This is a genomic window from Clostridium guangxiense (assembly GCF_021043395.1).
Taxonomy (GTDB): domain Bacteria; phylum Bacillota; class Clostridia; order Clostridiales; family Clostridiaceae; genus Clostridium_S; species Clostridium_S guangxiense.
Window position 1 is genome coordinate 1 of record NZ_JAJNKE010000053.1, and the last position, 21,686, is coordinate 21,686.

Genomic DNA, 21,686 nt, shown 5'->3' on the forward strand with positions numbered 1-21,686 from the left:
CAGAGGGCTTTTAGCCCAGCCAGTAATATGCCCTTACAGGGCTGAGCAAACCACCGGCTTAGCCGGTGGTCATGATTGCACTACAGTGGGAGCGAAGTAACAATGCTGAAGGAACGATTTAAAAAAGCCCTAATAAATCTTAGCTCGAAAATTGTAAAATACTTAGATATTTCAATTGTCTGAGCATTTTTTCAGCGAGTTATTGAAATATCTTAGTATTTTATGATTTTTGAGCTTTAGATTTATAGGACTTTTTTAACGCGACGAAGCATTGTTACTTCGCATTTAGTATTCAATACTTAATAAGCAAAGCCCATCTGCACTAGCTTTATGACCTACATCTTTCATATCCTTAGACTTAAAAGCTTTCTGAATTATATTCATAGGTAATTGACCAAGTCCAACTTGAATTAATGTACCTACTATTACTCTTTCCATATTTAATAAAAATCCATTTGCTGTCATAGTAATAATAATCTCATGACTAGTTTCTCTTACATCAAGAGAAAGAATTTTTTTAATTGATTTCCTTGTTTTCTTATTAGTAGTAAAAGCTAAGAAATCATGTTCACCTACAAGCTTTTTTGCAGCTTCTTTACTTTTAGCTACATCTATTGTTTGATTCATTAAGTTAACATATCGTCTTTCAAACAAAGGACGATTAGGAGCATCTTTCTTCCATAAGCGATATTGGTAAGTTACACTTTTCATTAAATATCTACTATGGAATCTTTCATCAACAGGTTCTATTGATAATATAATGATATCATCAGTTAAATATTTTTCGAAATAATCAAAAAGTTCTTTTTCGTTTAACCTACTATCTGGTGCTATAAAATTAACAATTTGTCCTTTAGCATGTACCCCAGCATCAGTATTAACCGCACCAATAACCTCTACTTCTTTTTCATAGAGCTTTGATAATATCAATTCTAACTTACCTTGAATACTCTTTTCCAGGTTACCTTTGGATTTATTATAACCAATATATTTTCTACCATCATAGGCTATCATCATCTTATAATTTTGCATTTGAGTCCTCCTTTTCATAAATACCAATCAATACATTTTATCATATATAGATAGGTTAATATAGATAAACTATTTCATAATAGAATTAATTACACCTTCACTGTAATCTGTTCCTAATTTACTATTTTACATCCTTAATCCACTCTTCAGGATGCTCCATTGACAACTGTAAATCCTGTAAAAACAGCTTTATATGATAGCCGTCTATTGCAGCATGATTAACTGTAATAGATAAAGGCATTGTAGTTATACCATTCATTTCAGTAAATTTACCAGATTCAAAAATTGGTGCATAATAATTTTGGGCATTTTGAAGCTGCATGGATATACTGTTAAAAGAAAACCACGGAACGCAGGATATAATATAGTTATTAGAAGGAGGTGCTCCTTTTGGCAACATAGTGCCGTGAATCTTTCCATATTTCCTTATATCTAAAATATAATTTTTATAAAAAATCTCAAAATTATCATTATATTCTGTCCAAAGAAATGTTATTGTTTTATCATCCTCATGAAACACTGGATAAAAAGGAGTTCTATAATCCCAATAGCCTAATACATTATCTTGAATTCCCATAAGAAATTCAGGATGCTTTTCCATAGCTCTAGTTATCAAATATAAATATGCAGGAAAGAATTTTAATCCTTTAATTTTTAATGCATTTCTAAGACTTGTGATATCCATTGTTACATTAATAGAATAAATAACGGTTGATACTGTTTCTGTAAAATATTTATATGTTTCTGCTCTTGACCATGTTTTCATGTCAATATTATTAAAATTTGAATTCATATGTTCATGCTCCTATCTACATTTAATTTGTAAATATAAAGCAAAGACCACACAATTAGTCCCAATCAAGCCCCGAACAAAATCTATTTTTTATTTTGATGTAGTCTCTGCACGGAGCTTTGTTTCACAATACATTTCGATGATCTTTTCATACAGATTCACCTCCTTATATAGTAATCACATAGCCACAAATGGCTATTATTTATTATAATATTGTTTTCCATTAACTACCTATATATGCGTATTCATAATTATGGTATAATATCCAAGTGCAAACTTGTTAACCGTAGATGGATGGCTACGGAGGTTTTGAATGTTTTATCCTCCTTGGGCTATTGGTGAATTATTTCACTGTAGCTTAAGGGGTGGTATTGGATATGCTAGAATTAATTATAAAAAGTTTTGTGACTCTTTATATCATTAGATTAGTGTTAAACCATAATCTATTTATTTCTAAAATGATTATTGAGATAAAGTTTCTTGGTGTTCATATAGAAATTAACAGCAAAGAGAAAAAGCACCCATCCTCCAATGATTAGTGCTTTAAGCTCTTAAATACAACACAATATATTTTATCCAATAGCCCTAAAACAAAATAAATGTTCTAGGAATGCTTAGTGTTATCAGCACTAAGCATTTCTTATTTATATTATATCAAATTTTAACGAGAAATAAACATGAATTTTATAATTTATTTATGACATGATTAACCATACATTAATTCATTTTGTAGTAATAATTTTTTTAATTTATTTTTTATTGATTTCTTTTTTTAATTACTTCCTCAAAATATCAACAGTATGCGCACTTGCGCCAAGAAGCTCTGGTCTTTCGCAGGTAGACAAATGATATTTAAGGAAAAGCTTAAAGGTTTCTTCGTCCATAGCATTCAAAGTAGGTCTCATGTAATCAGCCGGACCATCTGCTGCAATTATTTTTATTCTTTTTAAATTTACTTCATCATTTAACTTGTTAATATCTTCAAGCCTTACATAATCATATAAATCTTGTGGCTGTGATATAGTATGAAAATCCTCGCTAAGTTTGCCAGTATCAACACATGCACGAATATTGTTTTCCTTAAAACCATAGGTTATTACGCTATATTCATTCATGCAATATGCCACTAAGATAAAACCATTGGATTTTGTTACCCTTTTGGCTTCCTTTAGTGCCTGTACTTTATCTTCAAAGGTATATAAGTGGTACATTGGACCAAACACTAAAGTTATGTCAAAAGTATTATCTGAAAATCTCGATAAATCTAAGGCTGTTCCTTGATATGCTTTTACTGTACTTCCCTTTGCCTTTAAAGTACCTAGATTGTGTTTTACAAGTTCAATTGCAGTAACATCATAGCCTTCATTTGCAAGTGAAACAGAATATCGTCCTGTACCTGCACCAACATCTAAGATTTTTGCATTCGGATTGTTTTCTAGATACTCATGAATATACTTCATGGAGGTAATATACTCAACTTGTCCATATCGCGTCGTTAATCTTTTATCCTCACAAAATTTATTGTAGTATTTTTCTAATTCCATCGTTATCTCTTTATTTTCTATTCCCACGTTTTTATGCTCCTCGTTTATAGACAAGCCACCTAAAAATTTTAAAGTATGCTTATCAAAGTTTTATAACAAATATTATACTATAGATAAACAATAATGAGTTAGTATAAATTAAGCTTTGCACATTTTTAAAGATACACATATAATATTAATAAATATAGTCATAGGAGGTAAAACAATGAATAAAAAGATATTTCTAATGCTTGTCATGCTATCTTTGCTGCTGACGGCTTGTGGGGCAGTTAATTCAACCAATTCTCCCAAACTAAATAAACAGCCATCCTCTATGGCATCTAAGCCTAACACAGCTGCGCCAAAGGACTCTGCCGAAAGCAGTTCAGCTGCATCTACACCAAAGGCTTCCACTAAAAATAGCACAGATGCAGCAACTTCAAAGGATGGTTCTAATAACATAAAAAATATAACAGGTTTTACCCCTATTGAAAATCAGTCTTTTATGGTAAATCTAAATTCATGGGCAATGTTAGATTTGTATCGGGAAAACTTACAGCTGGTAATCATGTACCGGTAGTATTTTATTTAACAAATAAAAATGGATTAAAAGATATAATCATAATTGTTTCTGATAGCGACAATATAGGAGGACCAATAGCCGCTGTTTGGCTGCAAAATGCTAATAAAAGTTTTAATTCAATTCCAAGGTTGAATCAATTCACAGTGCACAGTTCACAATTCACAGTGAAGGTAGATTTACCTTTCGTTTCTCTCAGGTGAATCTTAGAACTTAATAGTGTCAGCTGCGTTGAGCACTATGTTTTATGCCATGTGCAAGCATTAAGCTTGAGGCTCTGGATAGTTTTGTGTTATTAACACATTTGTGATTGAACTATTACTGGAAATTTAGCTTTTTCAGTAATAGTTTATTATTTTTAGTAAATACTATTGATAATTCAGCTAAAGTTCGACCCCAATCAGGTGTAGGCTGAGTCCATTTTTCTATAATCTCCATAGTAGCTAGGTATATACATTTATTTAAGGATTCATCTGTTGGAAATATGGTTTTAATAGCTTCTGGTAATCCTTTTAATCCATCCATCCATGCGATTAGTATTTCTTTTACACCTCTATTTTTAAGATCGGTACATATCTTTAACCAATGCACTATAATGCCCAGAAGACGGCATTTTGGTACAAATAAATTTCAAGTTTCAAGGTGGTTTATTTTTAATCATTCAATACTAATTTGGATTTAAACACTATTATCGCATTTCCAGGGACTACCGGCTCTTTATCTTCTATTTTTACCTTAACTTCAATAATGCCTGCCCTTTTTATAGCTTCCTCCTGGTTAGCCTTAAATTTTAAGCAAAGAATCGTTGTGATGAACAAGATTATGGTGAACAATATATGCACATCATATTCGCTGCTATTTGAAGAAAAAATAAAGGCTGTCTCAGAATTATTAAGTTCTCTCGCAATTTTCTGCATTTCAAAATCGGTTAATCCATCTGCATTAGTTATTACTCCTGCCTTATGCCTAAGCATGCCGTTGTTTACTGATGTAACTAAAAATGCACGATCTAAAAATGATTTCATAGTTCCTCCTACAGCTGAAAAATGTACAGGAGAACCTAAAACAATTCCTAAACTTTGTTAATTTCAATTAGGCTCAAACAATCTACTCAGATATCTTATGAATTTCTTAATAAATCTTAATATTTATTCGTGTAAGCATTTAAGAATTCACCTCTACAATAATACTTGAAAACCAAGTAGAGGAGGATTTGAATATGAAAAGATTTATCAAATTTTCAGCAGCCATTATTTGTTTAGCATTAATATATATGTTATTTAAATTAAATTTACTAAGCTGTAACACAAACAGTTTAAATCACTTTCTTAGCACCCATGGAAACTACAAGGAAATTATATTTATTGCCTTATCTTCTTTAAGAATATTGGCTTTAATTCCTAGTGCAGTGTTTATGGTTTTAGGAGGAATAATGTTTAATCCTATAGAGGGATTTATTCTTACTTTTATATCAATTGTCTTGAGCGAAACCTTTATATATATTTTATCAAAGATATTTGTTGGTTCTGCAATACAAAATTATTTAGTGAACAAGTATCCAAAGCTCTACAATATGATATTAAAAAACGACACCAAAATACTTGCAATAGGCATTTCATGTCCAATAACTCCTTCAGATGTATCATGCTTCTTAGCTAGCTTTGCTGGAACACGCTATAAAAAATACATTATTACAGTTGTAGCAGCTAATATTCCAATGATGATATTATACAACCTTCTTGGAAATAGCGTTATGTCATCATCTACTGGCACAGTAATAACAGCAGCTATCATAGCCTTAATAAGTATAGTCTACATTTATCTTTGGAAAAAAGTACAAAAGCAACAAACTGTTCACATCTAAAAACAATTATTTGATATTATAGGAGGAGAAATCAACATGAAATTAATAAAATTTATAATAGAATATTTGAAATCACCAAGAACTATAGGTGCTATAGCCCCGAGTTCAAAAGAACTTGCAAACAAAATGATTAGTCATATAAATTTTAAAAGTGCAAAGTGTATTGTAGAATATGGTCCCGGAACCGGAGTTTTTACAGAAAAACTTGTAAATAAAAAAAAGCAAGATACGCTATTGATACTAATTGAATTCAATAAAAAGTTTTATAATCAGCTAAAAGAAAAGTATAATAAGTATAACAACGTTATAATAATAAATGATTCTGCAGAAAATATAGATAAATATTTAAAAAAGTATGCTGCTCCAAAGGTAGATTATATAATATCAGGTTTACCTTTTGCTAGTCTACCTAAAGAAGTTTCCAACAAAATTCTAAAAAATACTGAAATTATATTAAAAGATCATGGATTATTCATAACATTTCAGTACACCTTACTAAAGAAAGAATATATTGCAAGTTACTTTAAACACATAAGCATAGAAAGAGTAATATTCAATTTGCCACCTGCTTATGTTCTAAAATGCCAAAATACTTAACAGAAAGGGAGTTATTATGCCGAATAAGATACTTATAGTTGATGATGACTCAGAAATAAGAAAAGTTACAGGTATATACCTAGAAAATGAAGGCTATGATGTACTTAAGGCCGGAAATGGAAAACAAGCACTAGAGCTTATAGAAGAGAATAAAATTGACCTTGTAATTTTAGATATTATGATGCCTGGTATGAATGGTATAGATGTCTGTATGAAAATTAGAGAACATAACATGATGCCAATAATTTTTCTATCAGCAAAGTCAGAGGATTTAGATAAGATTCAAGGACTAGCTTCTGGAGCTGATGACTACATTACTAAGCCCTTCAATGCTATGGAGCTAATTGCAAGAATTAAATCACAGCTTAGAAGGTACACGCGATATGCTGCAGCAACAAATATACCTAAGAACTTAATTGAAATTGGTAACTTAACCATAAATACTGATACAAGACAGGTCCTTGTAGGTGATAATGAAGTGAGACTTACTCCGAAAGAATTTGACATTTTGGAGTTTCTTGCACGTAATAAGGGAATTGTCTTTAGTATAGAGAAGATTTATGAGAAGGTATGGGGAGAAGAATTTTATAAATCCGATAATACTGTAATGGTTCATATAACAAAAATAAGAGAAAAGATAGAAGAAGATCCTAAAAGGCCTATTTATATAAAAACTGTTTGGGGAGTAGGATATAAAATATGAGAAATAATATAGTTACAAGAAAAATAAGTATAAAACTTCTTTTTATTATCACATTGAGCTTTTTCTTAGCTATAATAGCATGTTCACTATTTTCAAAATATATAATTTATAACTATATTTTGAGCAGAACAGAATCTTTAAGTGCAGCTCAATATAATATATTCGCTTCAATTCTTTTCATTGTAGGAATGGTTGTCTTTATTCTTTTCTTTCTATTTTTTATTAGAAATGAAATAAGGTATATTAAATATATTGCAAATGAAGTCAAAAGGTTTGCTGGTGAAAATTTTGATTTAGTTCTTGAAATACGTGGTAATGATGAATTAGCAGAGCTTTGCATCAATATAAATTCAATGTCAAAAAAGCTAAAAAATACAATTAATAAAGAAAGAGCAGCAGAAAAAACAAAAAACGAGCTTATAACGAATGTTTCTCATGATTTAAGAACACCTCTCACAGCAATGATAGGATATTTAGATATTTTAAAAAATGATAAAGTAAATAATAGAGAAAAGGAAATGGATTATCTTAAATCTGCTTATAACCTTTCCATTAAATTAAAGAAATTAATAGACGAATTGTTTGAATATACAAAATTAGCTGGTGGTGAAATAAAATTAGAACTAATAAAGGTAGATATATGTTCTATACTTAATCAGGTAATAGGTGAATATCTTCCTATTCTTGAAAGTAAAAACTTAAGCGTTATTTCACATATTCCTGACACTCCAATACTAGTAAAAATAGACATAGAAAAGATGGTAAGAGTTTTTCACAATATATTAAGCAATGCTGAAAAATACAGCTATAAACCTTCTATTATAGAAATTAATGTAGAGCAGAATGATAAAACATTATTAATATCCTTTTCTAATAGATGTAAATATATTTCTCAAGATGAACTTGATAGGATGTTTGAAAGATTCTATAGAGCAGATATCTCAAGATCAAGTAATATTCAAGGTTCAGGATTAGGTTTAGCAATTTCTAAAGAAATAGTAAGGCTTCATACTGGAGACATTTGGGCAGAAGCTAATAAAGACACCATAACTTTTAAAATAAAATTGCAGGCAATATAGCGAATTTATCATAAAGCCTAAAGAGGCTCTGGATAGTTTTGTTTTTACACAAAACTATCTACTGTCCCTTAAGCTTAAGATTTTTCAAAGCGTAGCGGAGAAAAATCATCCTTTTTGAATGATTTCAAAGGGCAGGCTTGAAGATATACTTAAATTGACAAGGCATTTATAGTGAGCTATAATAATTAAAAATTAATAGGAAAAACTGTTTCGTATAACCCCAATAATATGGTTTGGGGGTCTCTACCAGGAGCCGTAAAATCCTGATTACGAAGAAATTTGAGTATTCATTTTTTCTTCGTAATCAGGATTTTTTTATTTTAATATAAGGAGTGTATTTTATGAAGATGGATGTGCAGATTCTAAAGAAAAGAATAAAAGTAGCTAATAAAGATATAAAGGCAGATGTTGTTATAAAAAATGGAAGGATAGTCAATGTTTTTACTGGAGACATTACAAAAGGTGATATAGCTATTGCGGATGGGACTATAGCAGGTATTGGTGATTATGATGGAGAAAAGATCATAGATGCACAAGATAAATTTATAGTTCCAGGATTTATTGATGGACATATGCATATAGAAAGTACCATGCTTACTCCATATGAATTGTCAAAGGTTCTTATTAAACATGGAGTTACTACGGTAATGGCAGATCCACATGAAATTGCAAATGTAGCAGGTACAAATGGCATTGACTTTATGTTGAATTCTTCAGAAGACCTTCCAGTAGATATATTCATTATGCTTCCTTCCTGCGTTCCAGCAACGACCTTTGAAAACAGTGGAGCAAAATTAACCGCAGAAGATTTACAACCTTTTTATTCACATCCAAGAGTGCTTGGCCTTGCAGAAGTTATGGATTTTCCATCTATAGTTAATTTAAATGAAGAAATGCTAAAGAAAATTGTAAATGCCAAGCTTAATGGAAGTATTATAGATGGTCACGCTGCAGGTCTTAGTAAAGAAGAACTAAATGTATATGCAGCTGCTGGAATTTATGCAGATCACGAATGCATAACTCTAGATGAAGCAAAAAATCGATTAGAATTAGGTATGTATTTAATGATAAGGGAAGGGACTGCGGCTAAACAGCTAAAAAAGCTGCTTCCTGTTATTACTAAAGTAAATTCAAGAAGATGTATGCTTGTTACGGATGATAAATTGCTTGACGATTTAATTGCTGAGGGAAGTGTAGATCATAATGTTAGGCTCGCAATAAAGGAAGGTCTTGATCCTGTTACGGCAATTCAGATGGTAACACTTAATGCAGCGGAATTTTTTGAACTTCACAATTTGGGAGCAATAGCACCGGGGTATCAGGCGGATTTGTTAATATTAGATGATTTACAGAGAATTTCAATTGATAAGGTTATAAAAAATGGTAAATGTGTCGTTCAAAGTGAAAAAATAGATAAGGAAGTAGTTAAAAAGAATAAAAGTAGTAAAGAATTAGCGTCAAGGTTACCAAAGATAAATATGAAAAAATTACAAAAAAATGATTTTGAGATACACTTATCTTCTGACTTATGTAATGTAATAGAGATTGTTCCAAATAGCTTAATGACATACCATAGAGTTGAAAAGGTTGATATAAACAAAGGAAAGTTTAATACGTCTATCCTTAAGGACCAATTAAAACTGGCTGTAATAGAACGGCATCATTCAACAGGAAATATTGGACTTGGGATTGTTAAAGGATTTGGCATAAAAAATGGAGCAATTGCAACATCAGTAGCTCATGATTCACATAATATTGTTGTTACTGGAACCTCTGATGAAGAAATGCTTTTGGCAGTAAATCAGCTTAAAAAGATGAATGGAGGAATTGCAATTACAAAAGATAAAGAAGTTATAGCAACATTGCCGCTTGTAATAGGAGGTTTAATGTCTGAGAAGGGCTATTTGGAAGTTCAAAAAGAACTTGATATTTTAAATGAAGCTCTAAGTATGATTGGATTTGATGCGGATTTTAATCCATTCTTAACTCTGTCATTTTTAACTCTTCCAGTTATTCCAGAAATTAAACTTACTGATATGGGACTTTTTGAATTTAAAAGATTTTCTCATATAAAAATTGAAGAGCAGAGTATAGGGTAGAGTGAATGTGGATTTACCTTTCGCTTCTCTCAGGTAAATCTTAAAACTTAATAGTTTCAGCTGCGCTGAACACTATATTTTAAGACATGCGCAACCATTACTCTACTCTGATTTAAGAAATGATATCTCTAACATTATAAGTTTTGTTAAATTCTAGTTCGAAATATTTTATACCACTATTTTTTAGCTCTTCTTTATAATTAGATGGGTCTTCTGTATTTTCTGCAAACATACCATAATGACATGGAATACCGACTTTAGGGTTAATTTCTTTTGAAAGCTTGGCCGCTTCAATATAATTCATATTTCCTAATTTGCCATTAATACAAGTTACAATAATATCTATATTGAAACTTTTAACTTCAAATAATCTTTTATTGAATAAACTATCACCTACAAAATATATAGTTATATCGTTATAATTAACTATAATGCCTATACTGTCTTTGTAATGATCGGCGTAAACCGCAGTAATAACAGCGTCATTTAGTCTAATAGAGTTGCCAGCATTTAATTGAATGATTTTTTCCTCTTTAATTCCAAGTAGTTTAAAGTGCTCAACACAGCTCGTAGGACCTAAATAAAAAGTTTTATTAAAATTTGTATATTTTAATGTTTCTTTATCTAGATGATCTACGTGGTCATGTGTTGTTGCTATAATATCTACATTTAATTCACTTGGTGATATGGGTGGTGGAATTAATCTATTGAAACCATCAACATTCAAAACAGAATTTGAAAGATATGGATCAATGCACACTGTTTTGTCTCCTAAAGTAATCATAAAACCATTTTGACCTATCCATCTTAATTTAAACAAGACTATTACCTCCATTCATATAACTAATATTATAGAGTTTTGTATTATTTAAAGCGTTATAATTTATTATATCATTTAGAAATATTATTAAAAGTGATGATAAAAAATTACAAAAAAACTGTTGTTAACTTTTATTTTGTCGCATTATATGATATTCTGATTTTAAATGCTTGGACATATAGGGTTATAGACTCAACTATTAAGTTTCGGTACGGTAACCCTTCAATAAATGCATAAAAGGAGATATTCAAAGTAATGAACGAAAAAAAAGGTAATGCTGTAGCCCTATTACCACTAGGGGTATTTATTGTGCTGTTTCTTGGTGTTTCACTTATAACAAAAGATTTTTATAAAATGCCTGTAGTTTCAGCGTTAATAGTTGCAGCAACTATAGCCATACTTCAAAATAAGAAAGTACCTATAGAATTAAAAGTTGAAAGATTCTGTAAGGGTGCTGGAGATTCTAGTATCATACTTATGTGCTTGATTTTTATTTTAGCAGGTGCTTTTGCTGAAGTTAGTAAGGCTATGGGGGCTGTAGATTCCACTGTAAATTTAGGACTAGCTGTTTTCCCACATAGTCTTATGGTGGCGGGTATGTTTATAATTGGGTCCTTTTTATCTATGTCACTTGGAACTTCTGTTGGAACGATAGTAACTCTAGCACCTATTGCAGTTAGAATTTGCCAAAAAACAGGTTTACCTATGGAATTTTTAATTGCTGCTGTAGTTAGTGGCGCTATGTTTGGCGATGGGTTATCAATGATATCGAATTCTACTGTAGCGGCTACTAAGACTCAAAATTGTGAAATGGTAGATAAATTTAAAGCTAATTTTAAGATAGTACTTCCAGCAGCAATTTTAACATTAATTATATATGCCTTTTTAACTTTTGGCATGCATATAAACAATTCAGGAGCCTATAACTATGATTTAATTAAGATATTACCTTACATAGCTGTACTTATAGTTGCACTAACAGGCTTTAATGTAGTGTTAGTTTTAGTTGGCGGCATAGTATTAGCGGCTATAATTGGTCTTATTTATGGTTCGTTTGATATATTTACTGTATTTCAACTTTGCGCAAAAGGTGTTGCGGGTATGGAGGATATATCTATAATATCCATACTAATTGGCGGTATAGGTGAATTAATAAAATTCAATGGCGGTATAGATTATTTATTACATACAATACGCAAAAGAGTTCATTCCAGAAAAGGTGCTGAATTTGGCGTAGGATTGTTAGTTAGCTTAGTGGATCTATGTACTGCTAATAATACTGTTTCTATAATTATAGTTGGTTCACTAGCTAAAGATCTATCAGAAAACTATGGTGTAGATAGAAGAAAAACTGCAAGCCTTTTAGATACTTTTGCTTGCTTTGTACAAGGGTGCATACCTTATGGGGCTCAGCTTTTGGTTGCTTCTAGCTTTGCAAAAATTTCACCATTTATGATAATGAAGTATCTTTGTTACCCATATCTTTTAGGCGTTGCATCAATATTTGCTATAATATTTGGAGTTCCTAAATTTAAAACTACAGTTAAAGATGATTTAAAACTAGAAGGTGAGAAAACTTCTAGTGAATATTAAAAATGCAAGAAATATACAAGCAAAATTAAATTGACTTATATGATACCATAAAGATACTTTTAATGATATAATTATATTTAAAAGCTGATATGTATAAAAAATAATTAATTTTAAAGCAAAATTTTATTAAATTATTAATACAGCATATAATATAATCAATTCTGGAGGTGCTTCATGGATTTCGTAATGCCAAAGTATAATTGTCCTGATTTTTCAAAGGAATTTTTTCTAAATGCGCCGGATATAAAAACTGAAGCTGTAACTATAAACGGTACGGCTCCCTATAATTATCATGCCACTTCAATATATCCTGAATATTTTAAAATTGATGGCAAATGGATTTTAACATCAGAGAGTCGTATGGACTGTGTTGTGGTCTTAAAAGATAGTAAAACTCTTGAAGTAAAAGAATTTAGAAATTTAAATGTGGGTGATAAAGTAATTTTAGGTAGAAGTGAGGATGGTAGTGAGGGAATATACTTAAATATAAATCCATTTTATATTGAAGACGAAGAAAAATCCGACAATCAAAAATTTGCGTTTAGGACAGGCCAATCTAGAGAAAGTACTTTTTCTAGGGCATACAATAAATTATATGAATTATTAAAATATGAAAAAGAGAATAATGGATATGTCGTATGGGTTTTAGGACCAGCAGTTGTTTTCGATTATGATTCAAAGATGGCAATGGAAAAGTTAATAAATGATGGATTTGTAAATGCTATTTTTGCTGGAAATGCTCTAGCTACACATGATCTTGAAGGATCTTATCTTGGTACTGCACTTGGGCAAGATATATATACTCAGGTTTGCAACTATAATGGACACTATCATCATATAGATGTGATTAATAGGGTGAGAAGAGCTGGTTCTATTAAAAATTTTGTTTATGGGGAAGGCATTGACAAAGGGGTAGTTTCCGCTTGCGTTAAGAATAACGTACCATTAGTTCTTGCGGGTTCTATAAGGGATGATGGACCTTTACCGGAAGTTATTTCAGATGTATATGTTGCTCAAGATACAATGAGGTATCATTGTAGAAAAGCGACTACTGTAATATGCCTTGCTACAATGCTGCATACAATCGCAACTGGAAATATGACGCCTATTTATAAAGTAGAAAAGGATGAAGTAAGACCTGTATTCATTTATAATGTAGATGTTTCTGAATTTGCTGCTAATAAGCTTAGAGACAGAGGCAGCATTGAAGTTACGTCAATTGTAACAAATGTTCAGGATTTTCTAGTACAAGTTGCTAATAAGACACAATAAAATTTCATAGAAAATATCATAAAAAGCAGTAGTAATATTCATAAGAATTATTGCTGTTTTTTTTGTGTGGAATTGAACTTGGAATATAATTACATTATAATCTAATGTATGAGTCTATATTATTGTAAATATTAATTTGATATAAGAACGGGGAGTGGATTATTTTGAGAGCACCTATGCAAGTATTAGTTATACCATATAAAATAACAGACGGGAAACCAGAATATTGTATTTTTAAGAGAAGTGTTGCTCTTTATTGGCAATTTATTGCGGGAGGTGGAGAAGACAAAGAAACTCCATTAGAGGCGGCAATCAGAGAATCATTTGAGGAAGCAAATCTTCAAAAGACACTTCCCTATTATCAATTAACTTCAACATTTTATGTACCCGCTGATTGCATTTCTGAAAAACATAGGCAGTATTGGTCACCAGATACATTTGTTTTACCTGAATATTGTTTTGCAGTAAAGGTGAATTCAAAATCTGTAAAGTTATCATCAGAACATACTGAATATAGTTGGGTTACATACGAAAAAGCAAATGAACTATTATATTGGCAAACTAATAAAGTTGCTCTTTTTGAACTTGATAATAGAATAAAATCAAATATGTTTTAAAAACAAAATTAAATGCTTTCTTATAATTTACATGAACTATGTAAAGTGTGAAGGACCTACTATAGATAGACAACCTGAAATTTGAAAAGAAGAGTAGAGAGCAAAGAGTAGAGTGAAGGATAATTTTTCTCCGCTATACTTTGAAAAATCTTAAACTTAATGCTTACGCATGGCATAAAATGCAGTGTTCAGCGAAGCTGAGCCAATTAAGTCCTAAGATTTACCTGAGTAAAACGAAGGGTAAATCTACTCTTTACTCTGTCAGTTGTAATCTGAGTCAAACCATAATCTTGCAGGATAAATTTGGTGCTGTGAATTTAAATCTTATAAGTTATTTATCTATACTCTCATTTTTGTTATTTAAAATAAATTATATCATCTAATGTAAATTACAGTTTTTTATATTAAAGCGCGTTCTAAAGATTCCCACATAAAATTCCGTAGGTACGGAGGAATTTTTTCCTTGAACCACCGTAAGAGCAAAGTAACAATGCTGAAGGAGCGGTTTAAAAGAGTTCTAATAAATCTTGGTTGAAAAATTGTAAAATACTTAGATATTTCAATTGTCTGAGCGATAGCGAGTTATTGAAATATCTTAGCATTTTACAATTTTTCAACCTTAGATTTATAGAATTCTTTTAATGCGACGAAGCATCGTTACTTTGCTCTTTTTTTTATAGAATTTTTATATTTAGTTTATCAGGAATTTATAAGATAAGGGTAATATATAAATATACTCTTCAGTAAAGGAGGGAGAGATAAGTGTCAATAAAAACAAAGCTTGTCTTATCTAATATAGCCATGTGCCTTATACCGCTGCTTTTATGCGTTATAACATTTTTGGGACTTCAAAATTTGTACTTACAAAAAATACACAGTGAATATAATATGAGTACAAATTTGAGAAGAAGAGAAATTGTTATAAACCCATACGCAGAACTTAGAAACATAAATTTTAAAAAAATTAATAGTATTATAAGCGAAATTGAAAGGTTCCCTAATAAAGTTTATGATGAGAATTTCCTTAAGAATATAAATAATGAGTTTGCGAAAAAAAATTCATATATTGTTGTGAAAAAGGAAAAAAAGGTTATATTTGATGGAGGCAAAAATGATGCTTCGGATTTAAACTTAAAGTTATCTCATGCTAATGATAAGATTACAAAGATGCCGGATTTTTTTATGGCAAATAGTGAACTTGTAGCTAGGGAATTTTTGCTTAACTTTTCTGATGGAACTCAAGGAAGTTTAATATTTGTTATAGATACAAGTAAGTTATTTAATATATACAAAGAGTTTTTAACTGCTCTTATAGTTTCAGCAGTATTAATAATAATCCTTATAAGTGGGCTTCTTACTTTTCTTGTTTCACGTTCAATATTAATACCACTTAAATCATTGAGAAAAGGAACAGAAAATATAAAGAATGGAGATCTTGATTTCGAAGTAAAAGCAAATTCAAAAGATGAAATAGGTGAATTGTGTGAAGATTTTGATGATATGAGAAAAAAACTTAAAGAATCCATAGAACTACAAAATCAATACGAAAACAATAGAAAGGAACTTATATCAAATATTTCTCATGATTTAAAGACTCCTATAACATCGATAAAGGGTTATGTGGAGGGAATACGAGATGGGGTGGCAGATACTCCTGAGAAAATGGAGAAGTATATAAATACAATTTATACTAAGTCTCAAAGTATGGATTATCTTATTGATGAGCTTCTTACTTATTCAAAGCTTGATATGAATAAAATGCATTTTGACTTTCAGAAAATTGATATTACAAGCTATATGGAAGATTTGATGGAAGAAATAAGATTTGATGTTGAGAAGAAAAAAATAAAATTTAGTTATAAGAATAACATTAAAGGCCAAGTAATTGTAAAAATAGATGTACAAAATATAAATAGAGTCATTATGAATATAATTTCAAATTCTATAAAGTATATGGATAAAGAAGAAGGTAAGATAGAGGTAAATATGTACTTAAAAGGCGATGAGGTAATTATAGGTATAAAGGATAATGGTAAGGGAATTTCCAAAAATGCTTTGAGTTGTATTTTTGATAGATTTTATAGAGAAGATTATTCAAGAAACAGCCTAACAGGTGGAAGTGGTCTAGGACTTGCAATATGTAAAAAAATAATAGAGGAACATGGAGGCAGAATATGGGCTGAAAGTGAAGAAAAGATTGGTACAGCTATGTGGTTTACTATAAAAATTTATAATTAAAATTGGAGGGAAATAAATATGAAAAGTAAAGTTATAAAAGTAGTAAGTGTAGTTGCAGCTGTTTGTTTATTAGGCGGTGGTGGATATTATTTTTACAATAAGTCAGCAAAGGCGAAAGCAGCTAGTAATACGACTAGATATTATACAGTAACAGCTCAAAGATCAAATATTGATGTTACAGTTTCTGCAACAGGAACAGTTGAGGCAACGCAAACTAAGGATGTAGTGGCAAATAACAGTGGAACAGTTCAAAATTTAGGCGTAAATGTAGGCGATACAGTAAGCCAAGGAAGTACTATAGCAAAGGTTCAGAGTGATGACATTGATGCAGCAGTAAGTAAAGCCAACTTAACAGTTCAACAGCAGCAGCTTCAAGTTAATAATGCTAAGAATGCTAATGACGAGGCGATGCAGGAGTTGTCACTTCAATCAGCACAAAGTGATTTAAATAATAAGATAGAGCAGCAAAATAAAATGACTTTAACAGCTCCAATAGGAGGAGTCGTTGTAGCTAAGAATGACAACAATGGAGATAGTGTTCAAGCAGGAAAAGCTCTAATTACGATAGCAGATTTAAGTTCAATGAAAGTGGATGTTCAAGTTGATGAACTTGATATATCTAAGGTAAAAGTTGGACAAACAGCCGATATTAAATTTGATGCTATAAGTGGAAAATCATATACAGGTACAGTAGATAGTATATCTCAGATGGGCACAACAAGTAATAACGTGACAACTTATGATGTAATTGTAACTATAAATAATCCAGATGGTGTAAAAATAGGAATGAATGCTAATGTAAATATAAAAGTAACATCAAAGTCTGATGCACTTGCAATTCCTGTAGAGGCACTTATTGAGAGAAACAATAAGAAATATGTTATGCTGAAAACAAATAGCAGCAGTACAACATCACAGCAAGGTTCTTGGAGTAAAAGTAATAATAGTGGAAACAATTCGTATAAAAGAAGTAGTTCAAATGGATCATTTGGTGGAAATAGCAGCGGAAGAATATCAACTTTAGGTGGAAAGCTTGTAGAAGTTGAAACAGGTCTTGAAAATGAAACTACTGTTGAAATAACTTCAGGTATTAAAGAAGGCGATCAGGTTATGATACAGTTACCTCAGTCAACTAGTACAAATTCACAAAGATCAAGCAGCGGCTTTGGAAGTTTTGGTGGCCTCGGCGGCGGAAGCAGACAAAGTGGCTCTAGCAGCAAAAATAATGAAGACAATTCAAATAGTTCATCAAACAACAATTCATCAAATAATAATTCATCAGGTAACAATGGATCGGGCAATAGTGGATCAGGCAAATAAAATGTGAAAGAAGGGAAAAGATTATGGCTTTAGTTATTAAGATGAGAAATATAGGTAAAGTGTATAAAATGGGTAAAAATGAGTATAAAGCCTTATTTGATATAAATCTCGATATAAAAAAGGGTGAATTTGTATCAATAGTAGGACCTTCTGGAGCAGGAAAATCAACTCTTATGAACATCATAGGTTGTCTTGATAATGCGACATCTGGAGAATATTTCTTAGATGAAATAAACACAAGCTGTAATGATAACAAACTTGCTGAGATAAGGAATAATAAAATTGGTTTTATATTTCAAAACTATAATTTATTATCAAAGCTTACTGTTATTGAAAATGTTGAATTGCCGCTTATATATCAAGGCATTAAGAGCAGTGAAATTAAAAAAAGATCTATGGAAGCATTGGAGAAGGTTGGACTTACATCTCACATAAAACATAAACCATCTGAGTTATCAGGCGGACAAAAACAAAGGGTTGCTATTGCTAGAGCGCTTGTTACAAAACCAGAAATAATATTAGCAGATGAGCCTACAGGAGCATTAGACAGTAAAACTGGAAAAGAAGTAATGCAAATGATTAGAGAATTAAACGAGGAAGGAAATACAATAATACTTATAACCCATGATATGAGTATTGCAAAAGAGGCTAAAAGAATAGTAACAGTAATGGATGGAAGGATAACCTCGGATGAAGTAAATAAAGCTGTATAAAAAATGAGGTAGAAGGAGGTTAAAATATGCAATTTACAAGACTTGTCAAGATGGCAGTACAGTCGGTATGGTCAAATAAAATAAGATCGTTCCTGACTATGCTAGGAATAATAATTGGTATAGCTTCTGTTATTGTACTTGTAGGAATGGGGCAAGGAACAAAAGAGAGTGTATCACAGCAAATAGAAAGCTTGGGAACAAATTTAATAACAGTAAGTATAACAGGTAATAGAAATAAGTCATTTTCATCTAAGGAACTTAATGAAATAAAGGCAAAACCCGGAATAAAGGACATAGCACCGGAACTTTCATCTACTGCTAATATAAAAGCTGGAGATAATACAGCAAGCACTAGTATGGAAGCAAGTACTCCAAGTTATGCAGAAATAAGAAATTTAAGTGTAAGTTCTGGAAGATTCATAAATCAAAGAGACCAGGATAATCGATACAAGGTTGCTGTAGTTGGAATTGATGTTGCAAATGAACTTTATAGTTCAACTGACGTTGTAGGTCAAACTATAAATGTAAATGGTGTTGATTTTCAAATTGTTGGTGTACTTACAGCCCAAGGTAGTTCTTCTATGGGATCAGGGGATGATAGAATCATAGTACCATTAAGCACAGCTCAAAGACTTACAAAAACTACAAGTGTAAGAACATTCTATGTTGAGGCAAAAAGTAAGGATACAGTTGATGAGGCGATGGGGTATTTACAGCTTTTTCTAAACACTAAATTTGGCAGTACATCAAACAGCTACAGAATTTTTGACCAAACAAGTATATTAGATACAGTAAATAAAACTACTAGCAGCTTAACTACAATGCTTTCAGGAATAGCAGCAATATCATTACTTGTAGGTGGAATAGGTATTATGAACATAATGCTTGTATCTGTAATAGAAAGAACTAGAGAAATAGGAATAAGGAAAGCTATAGGTGCAAAAAGGAGAACAATACTTTTTCAATTCCTTTTAGAATCAGCAGGAATAAGTGCTATTGGAGGAATGCTTGGTGTGGCCTTAGGTTATGGATTGGGATATCTTGTACAAAAGCTTCTTAAAATGAATATATCGATATCTTTAAATGTTGTTTTTGGAGCTGTTGCATTTTCAGTTGCTGTTGGAATTATATTTGGAATGTATCCAGCAAATAAAGCATCAAAGCTTAGTCCAATGGAAGCACTTAGGTTCGAGTAATCAAAAATGTACATTTAAATTTTAAGTTGGTGTATAATAGATAAATAATGCGAACTAAAAATCAGAGTACAAAGTACAGAGTACAGTGAAGGTTGATTTATCCTCCTCTCGTCAGATAAATCTAAAATTATATAAAAACTTAGCATGATGTTCAGTTAGCTGAACGAATTTAACAGGGGATTATTTTGAAATGGCGCTAGCTATAAGTTTTAGATTTTCTGCAGCAAAGCGAAAGAAAATCATCCTTAACTGTGAACTGTGCATTGTGAACTGTGAATTGTATCTATGGGGTGATTTCATGAAGAAAATTTTAATCATAGAGGATGAAATAAGCATAGCTGAGCTTGAAAAGGACTATTTGGAACTAAGTGATTTTAGTGTAGATATAGAAACTTCTGGAAAAAGTGGCCTTGAATATGCAAAATCTAAAGATTATAACCTTATTATATTAGATTTAATGCTTCCAGAAATAAGTGGATTTGATATATGCAAAGAAGTTAGAAAGATTAAAGACATACCAATTTTAATGGTTTCTGCAAGGAAGGAAGATATAGATAAAATAAGAGGACTTGGACTTGGAGCGGATGATTATATGACAAAGCCATTCAGTCCCAGTGAACTCGTTGCAAGAGTAAAAGCACATATAAATAGGTATGAGAGGCTTACACAGGGAAATAAAAATTTTGATGATGAGATACAAGTTAGAGGTATTAATATAAATAAAGCATCAAGAAAGGTATTTGTAAATGGAAAAGAAGTAATATTTACTACTAAGGAATTTGATTTATTAGTATTTTTAGCTCAAAATCCAAATAGGGTTTTTAGTAAAGAAGAGCTTTTTAATAAAATATGGGATATGGATTCCATAGGAGAAATAGCTACAGTAACTGTTCATATAAAAAAGATAAGAGAAAAGATAGAAAGAGATACTTCCAACCCGGAATATATAGAAACGGTATGGGGAGTGGGATACAGGTTTAAGGGATAGTAATCGCAGAGTAGAGTGAAGGTAGATTTTATGCTTTAGCAGAAGAGCTGAAAACTTATGATTGTTGTCGGCTTTTCTATTTATTCAAGAAAGCTATAATTTTTCGACCTATAAATCATTACCACAATCTTCAATAAAATGAAATTATTAAAAAGCATATTGACATAAAGCGTAAAGCTAGTATAATTAATATTGTAAATTAAAATACTAATCATATTTGAATGATAGGCAATATCTTAATAGTTGTTTAGAATCTTATCAAGAGAGATGGAGGGATTGGCCCGATGAAGTCCAACAACCTGAATAATTATTTTATTTAAGGTGTTAATTCCAGCAGGAGTAACCTGAAAGATAAGAAACGATAGAGTTTAACTTTCTGTAGTTTCTTACGGAAAGTTTTTTTATTTAAGTGTCTTAATTTAGTTTGAAACTTTTTAACACTCATTTAATTTATAAAAATACTATATGGATATTTTGTTGATTCACTGGATAAACCAGAGGTCAAGTTTCAGTTGTTCGCATGGAAATGCTTCATGTGATATGAAACTTGGCCTTTTTAATTTTAATTATTAATGGATTTTAATATAGATAGACAACTTGAAACTTTAAAATTGCAATCTCCAAATTTATCCTGATAAACTGGAATTTGTCGAGCTGAG

General features: G+C 31.0%; 19 protein-coding genes, 2 pseudogenes and 2 riboswitches. Of the genes and pseudogenes, 14 read left to right on the plus strand and 7 right to left on the minus strand.

Annotated features, from left to right (window positions below; genetic code table 11):
• Positions 1-285: 285 nt before the first annotated feature.
• The 4 genes from truA to LQK79_RS18880 all read right to left on the minus strand — a co-directional run bounded on the left by truA (position 286) and on the right by LQK79_RS18880 (position 3,810).
• Positions 286-1,032, minus strand: coding sequence for a tRNA pseudouridine(38-40) synthase TruA (gene truA / locus LQK79_RS18865; RefSeq protein ID WP_231017492.1), 747 nt, complete (start codon positions 1,030-1,032; stop codon positions 286-288).
• 121 nt (positions 1,033-1,153) lie between these two features.
• Positions 1,154-1,825 carry a CatA-like O-acetyltransferase gene (locus LQK79_RS18870; protein ID WP_231017493.1) on the minus strand — a complete coding sequence of 224 codons (672 nt, stop codon included), beginning with the start codon at positions 1,823-1,825 and terminating at the stop codon, positions 1,154-1,156.
• Positions 1,826-2,601: 776 nt separating this feature from the next.
• The gene (locus tag LQK79_RS18875) at positions 2,602-3,375 is read right to left on the minus strand and encodes a class I SAM-dependent methyltransferase (RefSeq protein WP_231017510.1); all 774 of its coding nucleotides are present in this window, start codon (positions 3,373-3,375) and stop codon (positions 2,602-2,604) included.
• Between the two features lie 132 nt (positions 3,376-3,507).
• Positions 3,508-3,810: a hypothetical protein gene (locus LQK79_RS18880; RefSeq protein WP_231017494.1), complete on the minus strand. Its 303-nt coding sequence runs from the start codon at positions 3,808-3,810 to the stop codon at positions 3,508-3,510.
• Between the two features lie 60 nt (positions 3,811-3,870).
• Here LQK79_RS18880 and LQK79_RS18885 point away from each other — a divergent pair, with 60 nt between their 5' ends.
• On the plus strand, positions 3,871-4,131 hold the full coding sequence (locus LQK79_RS18885; protein ID WP_231017495.1) for a hypothetical protein: 261 nt from the start codon (positions 3,871-3,873) through the stop codon (positions 4,129-4,131).
• 115 nt (positions 4,132-4,246) lie between these two features.
• On the opposite strand, the pseudogene LQK79_RS18890 reads toward LQK79_RS18885, so the two are convergent.
• Together LQK79_RS18890 and LQK79_RS21240 are read right to left on the minus strand one after the other, a co-directional pair.
• Positions 4,247-4,513 (minus strand): annotated as a pseudogene (locus LQK79_RS18890) (transposase); the annotation flags it as partial.
• A 242-nt stretch (positions 4,514-4,755) separates the two neighbouring features.
• Positions 4,756-4,887: pseudogene (locus tag LQK79_RS21240) on the minus strand (PhzF family phenazine biosynthesis protein); the annotation flags it as partial.
• A 260-nt stretch (positions 4,888-5,147) separates the two neighbouring features.
• On the opposite strand from LQK79_RS21240, the gene LQK79_RS18905 reads away from it, so the two are divergent.
• The 5 genes from LQK79_RS18905 to ade all read left to right on the plus strand — a co-directional run bounded on the left by LQK79_RS18905 (position 5,148) and on the right by ade (position 10,270).
• Positions 5,148-5,792: a TVP38/TMEM64 family protein gene (locus tag LQK79_RS18905; RefSeq protein ID WP_231017496.1), complete on the plus strand. Its 645-nt coding sequence runs from the start codon at positions 5,148-5,150 to the stop codon at positions 5,790-5,792.
• A gap of 36 nt (positions 5,793-5,828) precedes the next feature.
• Positions 5,829-6,389 (plus strand): class I SAM-dependent methyltransferase, encoded by a 561-nt coding sequence (locus LQK79_RS18910; RefSeq protein WP_231017497.1) that lies wholly within the window; start codon positions 5,829-5,831, stop codon positions 6,387-6,389.
• A gap of 16 nt (positions 6,390-6,405) precedes the next feature.
• The gene (locus LQK79_RS18915; protein ID WP_231017498.1) at positions 6,406-7,092 is read left to right on the plus strand and encodes a response regulator transcription factor; all 687 of its coding nucleotides are present in this window, start codon (positions 6,406-6,408) and stop codon (positions 7,090-7,092) included.
• Positions 7,089-8,171 carry a HAMP domain-containing sensor histidine kinase gene (locus tag LQK79_RS18920; protein ID WP_231017499.1) on the plus strand — a complete coding sequence of 361 codons (1,083 nt, stop codon included), beginning with the start codon at positions 7,089-7,091 and terminating at the stop codon, positions 8,169-8,171. The genes LQK79_RS18915 and LQK79_RS18920 overlap by 4 nt, the downstream gene beginning before the upstream one ends.
• Before the next feature lie 190 nt (positions 8,172-8,361).
• Positions 8,362-8,461: riboswitch (purine riboswitch) on the plus strand.
• Between the two features lie 51 nt (positions 8,462-8,512).
• Positions 8,513-10,270: an adenine deaminase gene (gene ade, locus LQK79_RS18925; RefSeq protein ID WP_231017500.1), complete on the plus strand. Its 1,758-nt coding sequence runs from the start codon at positions 8,513-8,515 to the stop codon at positions 10,268-10,270.
• 112 nt (positions 10,271-10,382) lie between these two features.
• Here the strand turns inward: ade and LQK79_RS18930 are convergent, their stop codons facing one another.
• Entirely contained in the window at positions 10,383-11,090 is a 708-nt protein-coding gene (locus LQK79_RS18930) for an MBL fold metallo-hydrolase (protein WP_231017501.1), read from the minus strand.
• Between the two features lie 255 nt (positions 11,091-11,345).
• On the opposite strand from LQK79_RS18930, the gene LQK79_RS18935 reads away from it, so the two are divergent.
• From LQK79_RS18935 to LQK79_RS18970, 8 genes are all read left to right on the plus strand, one after another.
• Positions 11,346-12,683, plus strand: coding sequence for a Na+/H+ antiporter NhaC family protein (locus LQK79_RS18935; protein WP_231017502.1), 1,338 nt, complete (start codon positions 11,346-11,348; stop codon positions 12,681-12,683).
• Between the two features lie 174 nt (positions 12,684-12,857).
• The gene (locus tag LQK79_RS18940) at positions 12,858-13,955 is read left to right on the plus strand and encodes a putative NPN-dependent ornithine cyclodeaminase (RefSeq protein ID WP_231017503.1); all 1,098 of its coding nucleotides are present in this window, start codon (positions 12,858-12,860) and stop codon (positions 13,953-13,955) included.
• A 164-nt stretch (positions 13,956-14,119) separates the two neighbouring features.
• Complete coding sequence (locus LQK79_RS18945; protein ID WP_231017504.1) at positions 14,120-14,572, plus strand: NUDIX hydrolase; 453 nt, start codon at positions 14,120-14,122, stop codon at positions 14,570-14,572.
• A gap of 762 nt (positions 14,573-15,334) precedes the next feature.
• Positions 15,335-16,810, plus strand: a complete 1,476-nt coding sequence (locus LQK79_RS18950; RefSeq protein ID WP_231017505.1) for a sensor histidine kinase — start codon at positions 15,335-15,337, stop codon at positions 16,808-16,810.
• An 18-nt stretch (positions 16,811-16,828) separates the two neighbouring features.
• A complete protein-coding gene (locus LQK79_RS18955) occupies positions 16,829-18,130 on the plus strand; it encodes an efflux RND transporter periplasmic adaptor subunit (protein WP_231017506.1) in 1,302 nt (433 codons plus the stop codon).
• Positions 18,131-18,153: 23 nt separating this feature from the next.
• The gene (locus tag LQK79_RS18960; protein WP_231017507.1) at positions 18,154-18,843 is read left to right on the plus strand and encodes an ABC transporter ATP-binding protein; all 690 of its coding nucleotides are present in this window, start codon (positions 18,154-18,156) and stop codon (positions 18,841-18,843) included.
• Positions 18,844-18,869: 26 nt separating this feature from the next.
• On the plus strand, positions 18,870-20,039 hold the full coding sequence (locus LQK79_RS18965; protein ID WP_231017508.1) for an ABC transporter permease: 1,170 nt from the start codon (positions 18,870-18,872) through the stop codon (positions 20,037-20,039).
• Between the two features lie 298 nt (positions 20,040-20,337).
• Complete coding sequence (locus LQK79_RS18970) at positions 20,338-21,027, plus strand: response regulator transcription factor (RefSeq protein ID WP_231017509.1); 690 nt, start codon at positions 20,338-20,340, stop codon at positions 21,025-21,027.
• Positions 21,028-21,279: 252 nt separating this feature from the next.
• Positions 21,280-21,385, plus strand: a riboswitch (SAM riboswitch).
• Positions 21,386-21,686: the final 301 nt, after the last annotated feature.

What these genes read in the sequence shown, in the direction of transcription:
- truA (WP_231017492.1), bottom strand. Translation starts at nt 1,032, where the DNA reads ATGCAAAATTATAAGATGATGATAGCCTATGATGGTAGAAAATATATT.
- LQK79_RS18870 (WP_231017493.1), bottom strand. Translation starts at nt 1,825, where the DNA reads ATGAATTCAAATTTTAATAATATTGACATGAAAACATGGTCAAGAGCA.
- LQK79_RS18880 (WP_231017494.1), bottom strand. Translation starts at nt 3,810, where the DNA reads ATGTTATTAGAACCATCCTTTGAAGTTGCTGCATCTGTGCTATTTTTA.
- LQK79_RS18885 (WP_231017495.1), top strand. Translation starts at nt 3,871, where the DNA reads ATGGGCAATGTTAGATTTGTATCGGGAAAACTTACAGCTGGTAATCAT.
- LQK79_RS18905 (WP_231017496.1), top strand. Translation starts at nt 5,148, where the DNA reads ATGAAAAGATTTATCAAATTTTCAGCAGCCATTATTTGTTTAGCATTA.
- LQK79_RS18910 (WP_231017497.1), top strand. Translation starts at nt 5,829, where the DNA reads ATGAAATTAATAAAATTTATAATAGAATATTTGAAATCACCAAGAACT.
- LQK79_RS18915 (WP_231017498.1), top strand. Translation starts at nt 6,406, where the DNA reads ATGCCGAATAAGATACTTATAGTTGATGATGACTCAGAAATAAGAAAA.
- LQK79_RS18920 (WP_231017499.1), top strand. Translation starts at nt 7,089, where the DNA reads ATGAGAAATAATATAGTTACAAGAAAAATAAGTATAAAACTTCTTTTT.
- ade (WP_231017500.1), top strand. Translation starts at nt 8,513, where the DNA reads ATGAAGATGGATGTGCAGATTCTAAAGAAAAGAATAAAAGTAGCTAAT.
- LQK79_RS18935 (WP_231017502.1), top strand. Translation starts at nt 11,346, where the DNA reads ATGAACGAAAAAAAAGGTAATGCTGTAGCCCTATTACCACTAGGGGTA.
- LQK79_RS18940 (WP_231017503.1), top strand. Translation starts at nt 12,858, where the DNA reads ATGGATTTCGTAATGCCAAAGTATAATTGTCCTGATTTTTCAAAGGAA.
- LQK79_RS18955 (WP_231017506.1), top strand. Translation starts at nt 16,829, where the DNA reads ATGAAAAGTAAAGTTATAAAAGTAGTAAGTGTAGTTGCAGCTGTTTGT.
- LQK79_RS18960 (WP_231017507.1), top strand. Translation starts at nt 18,154, where the DNA reads ATGGCTTTAGTTATTAAGATGAGAAATATAGGTAAAGTGTATAAAATG.
- LQK79_RS18965 (WP_231017508.1), top strand. Translation starts at nt 18,870, where the DNA reads ATGCAATTTACAAGACTTGTCAAGATGGCAGTACAGTCGGTATGGTCA.
- LQK79_RS18970 (WP_231017509.1), top strand. Translation starts at nt 20,338, where the DNA reads ATGAAGAAAATTTTAATCATAGAGGATGAAATAAGCATAGCTGAGCTT.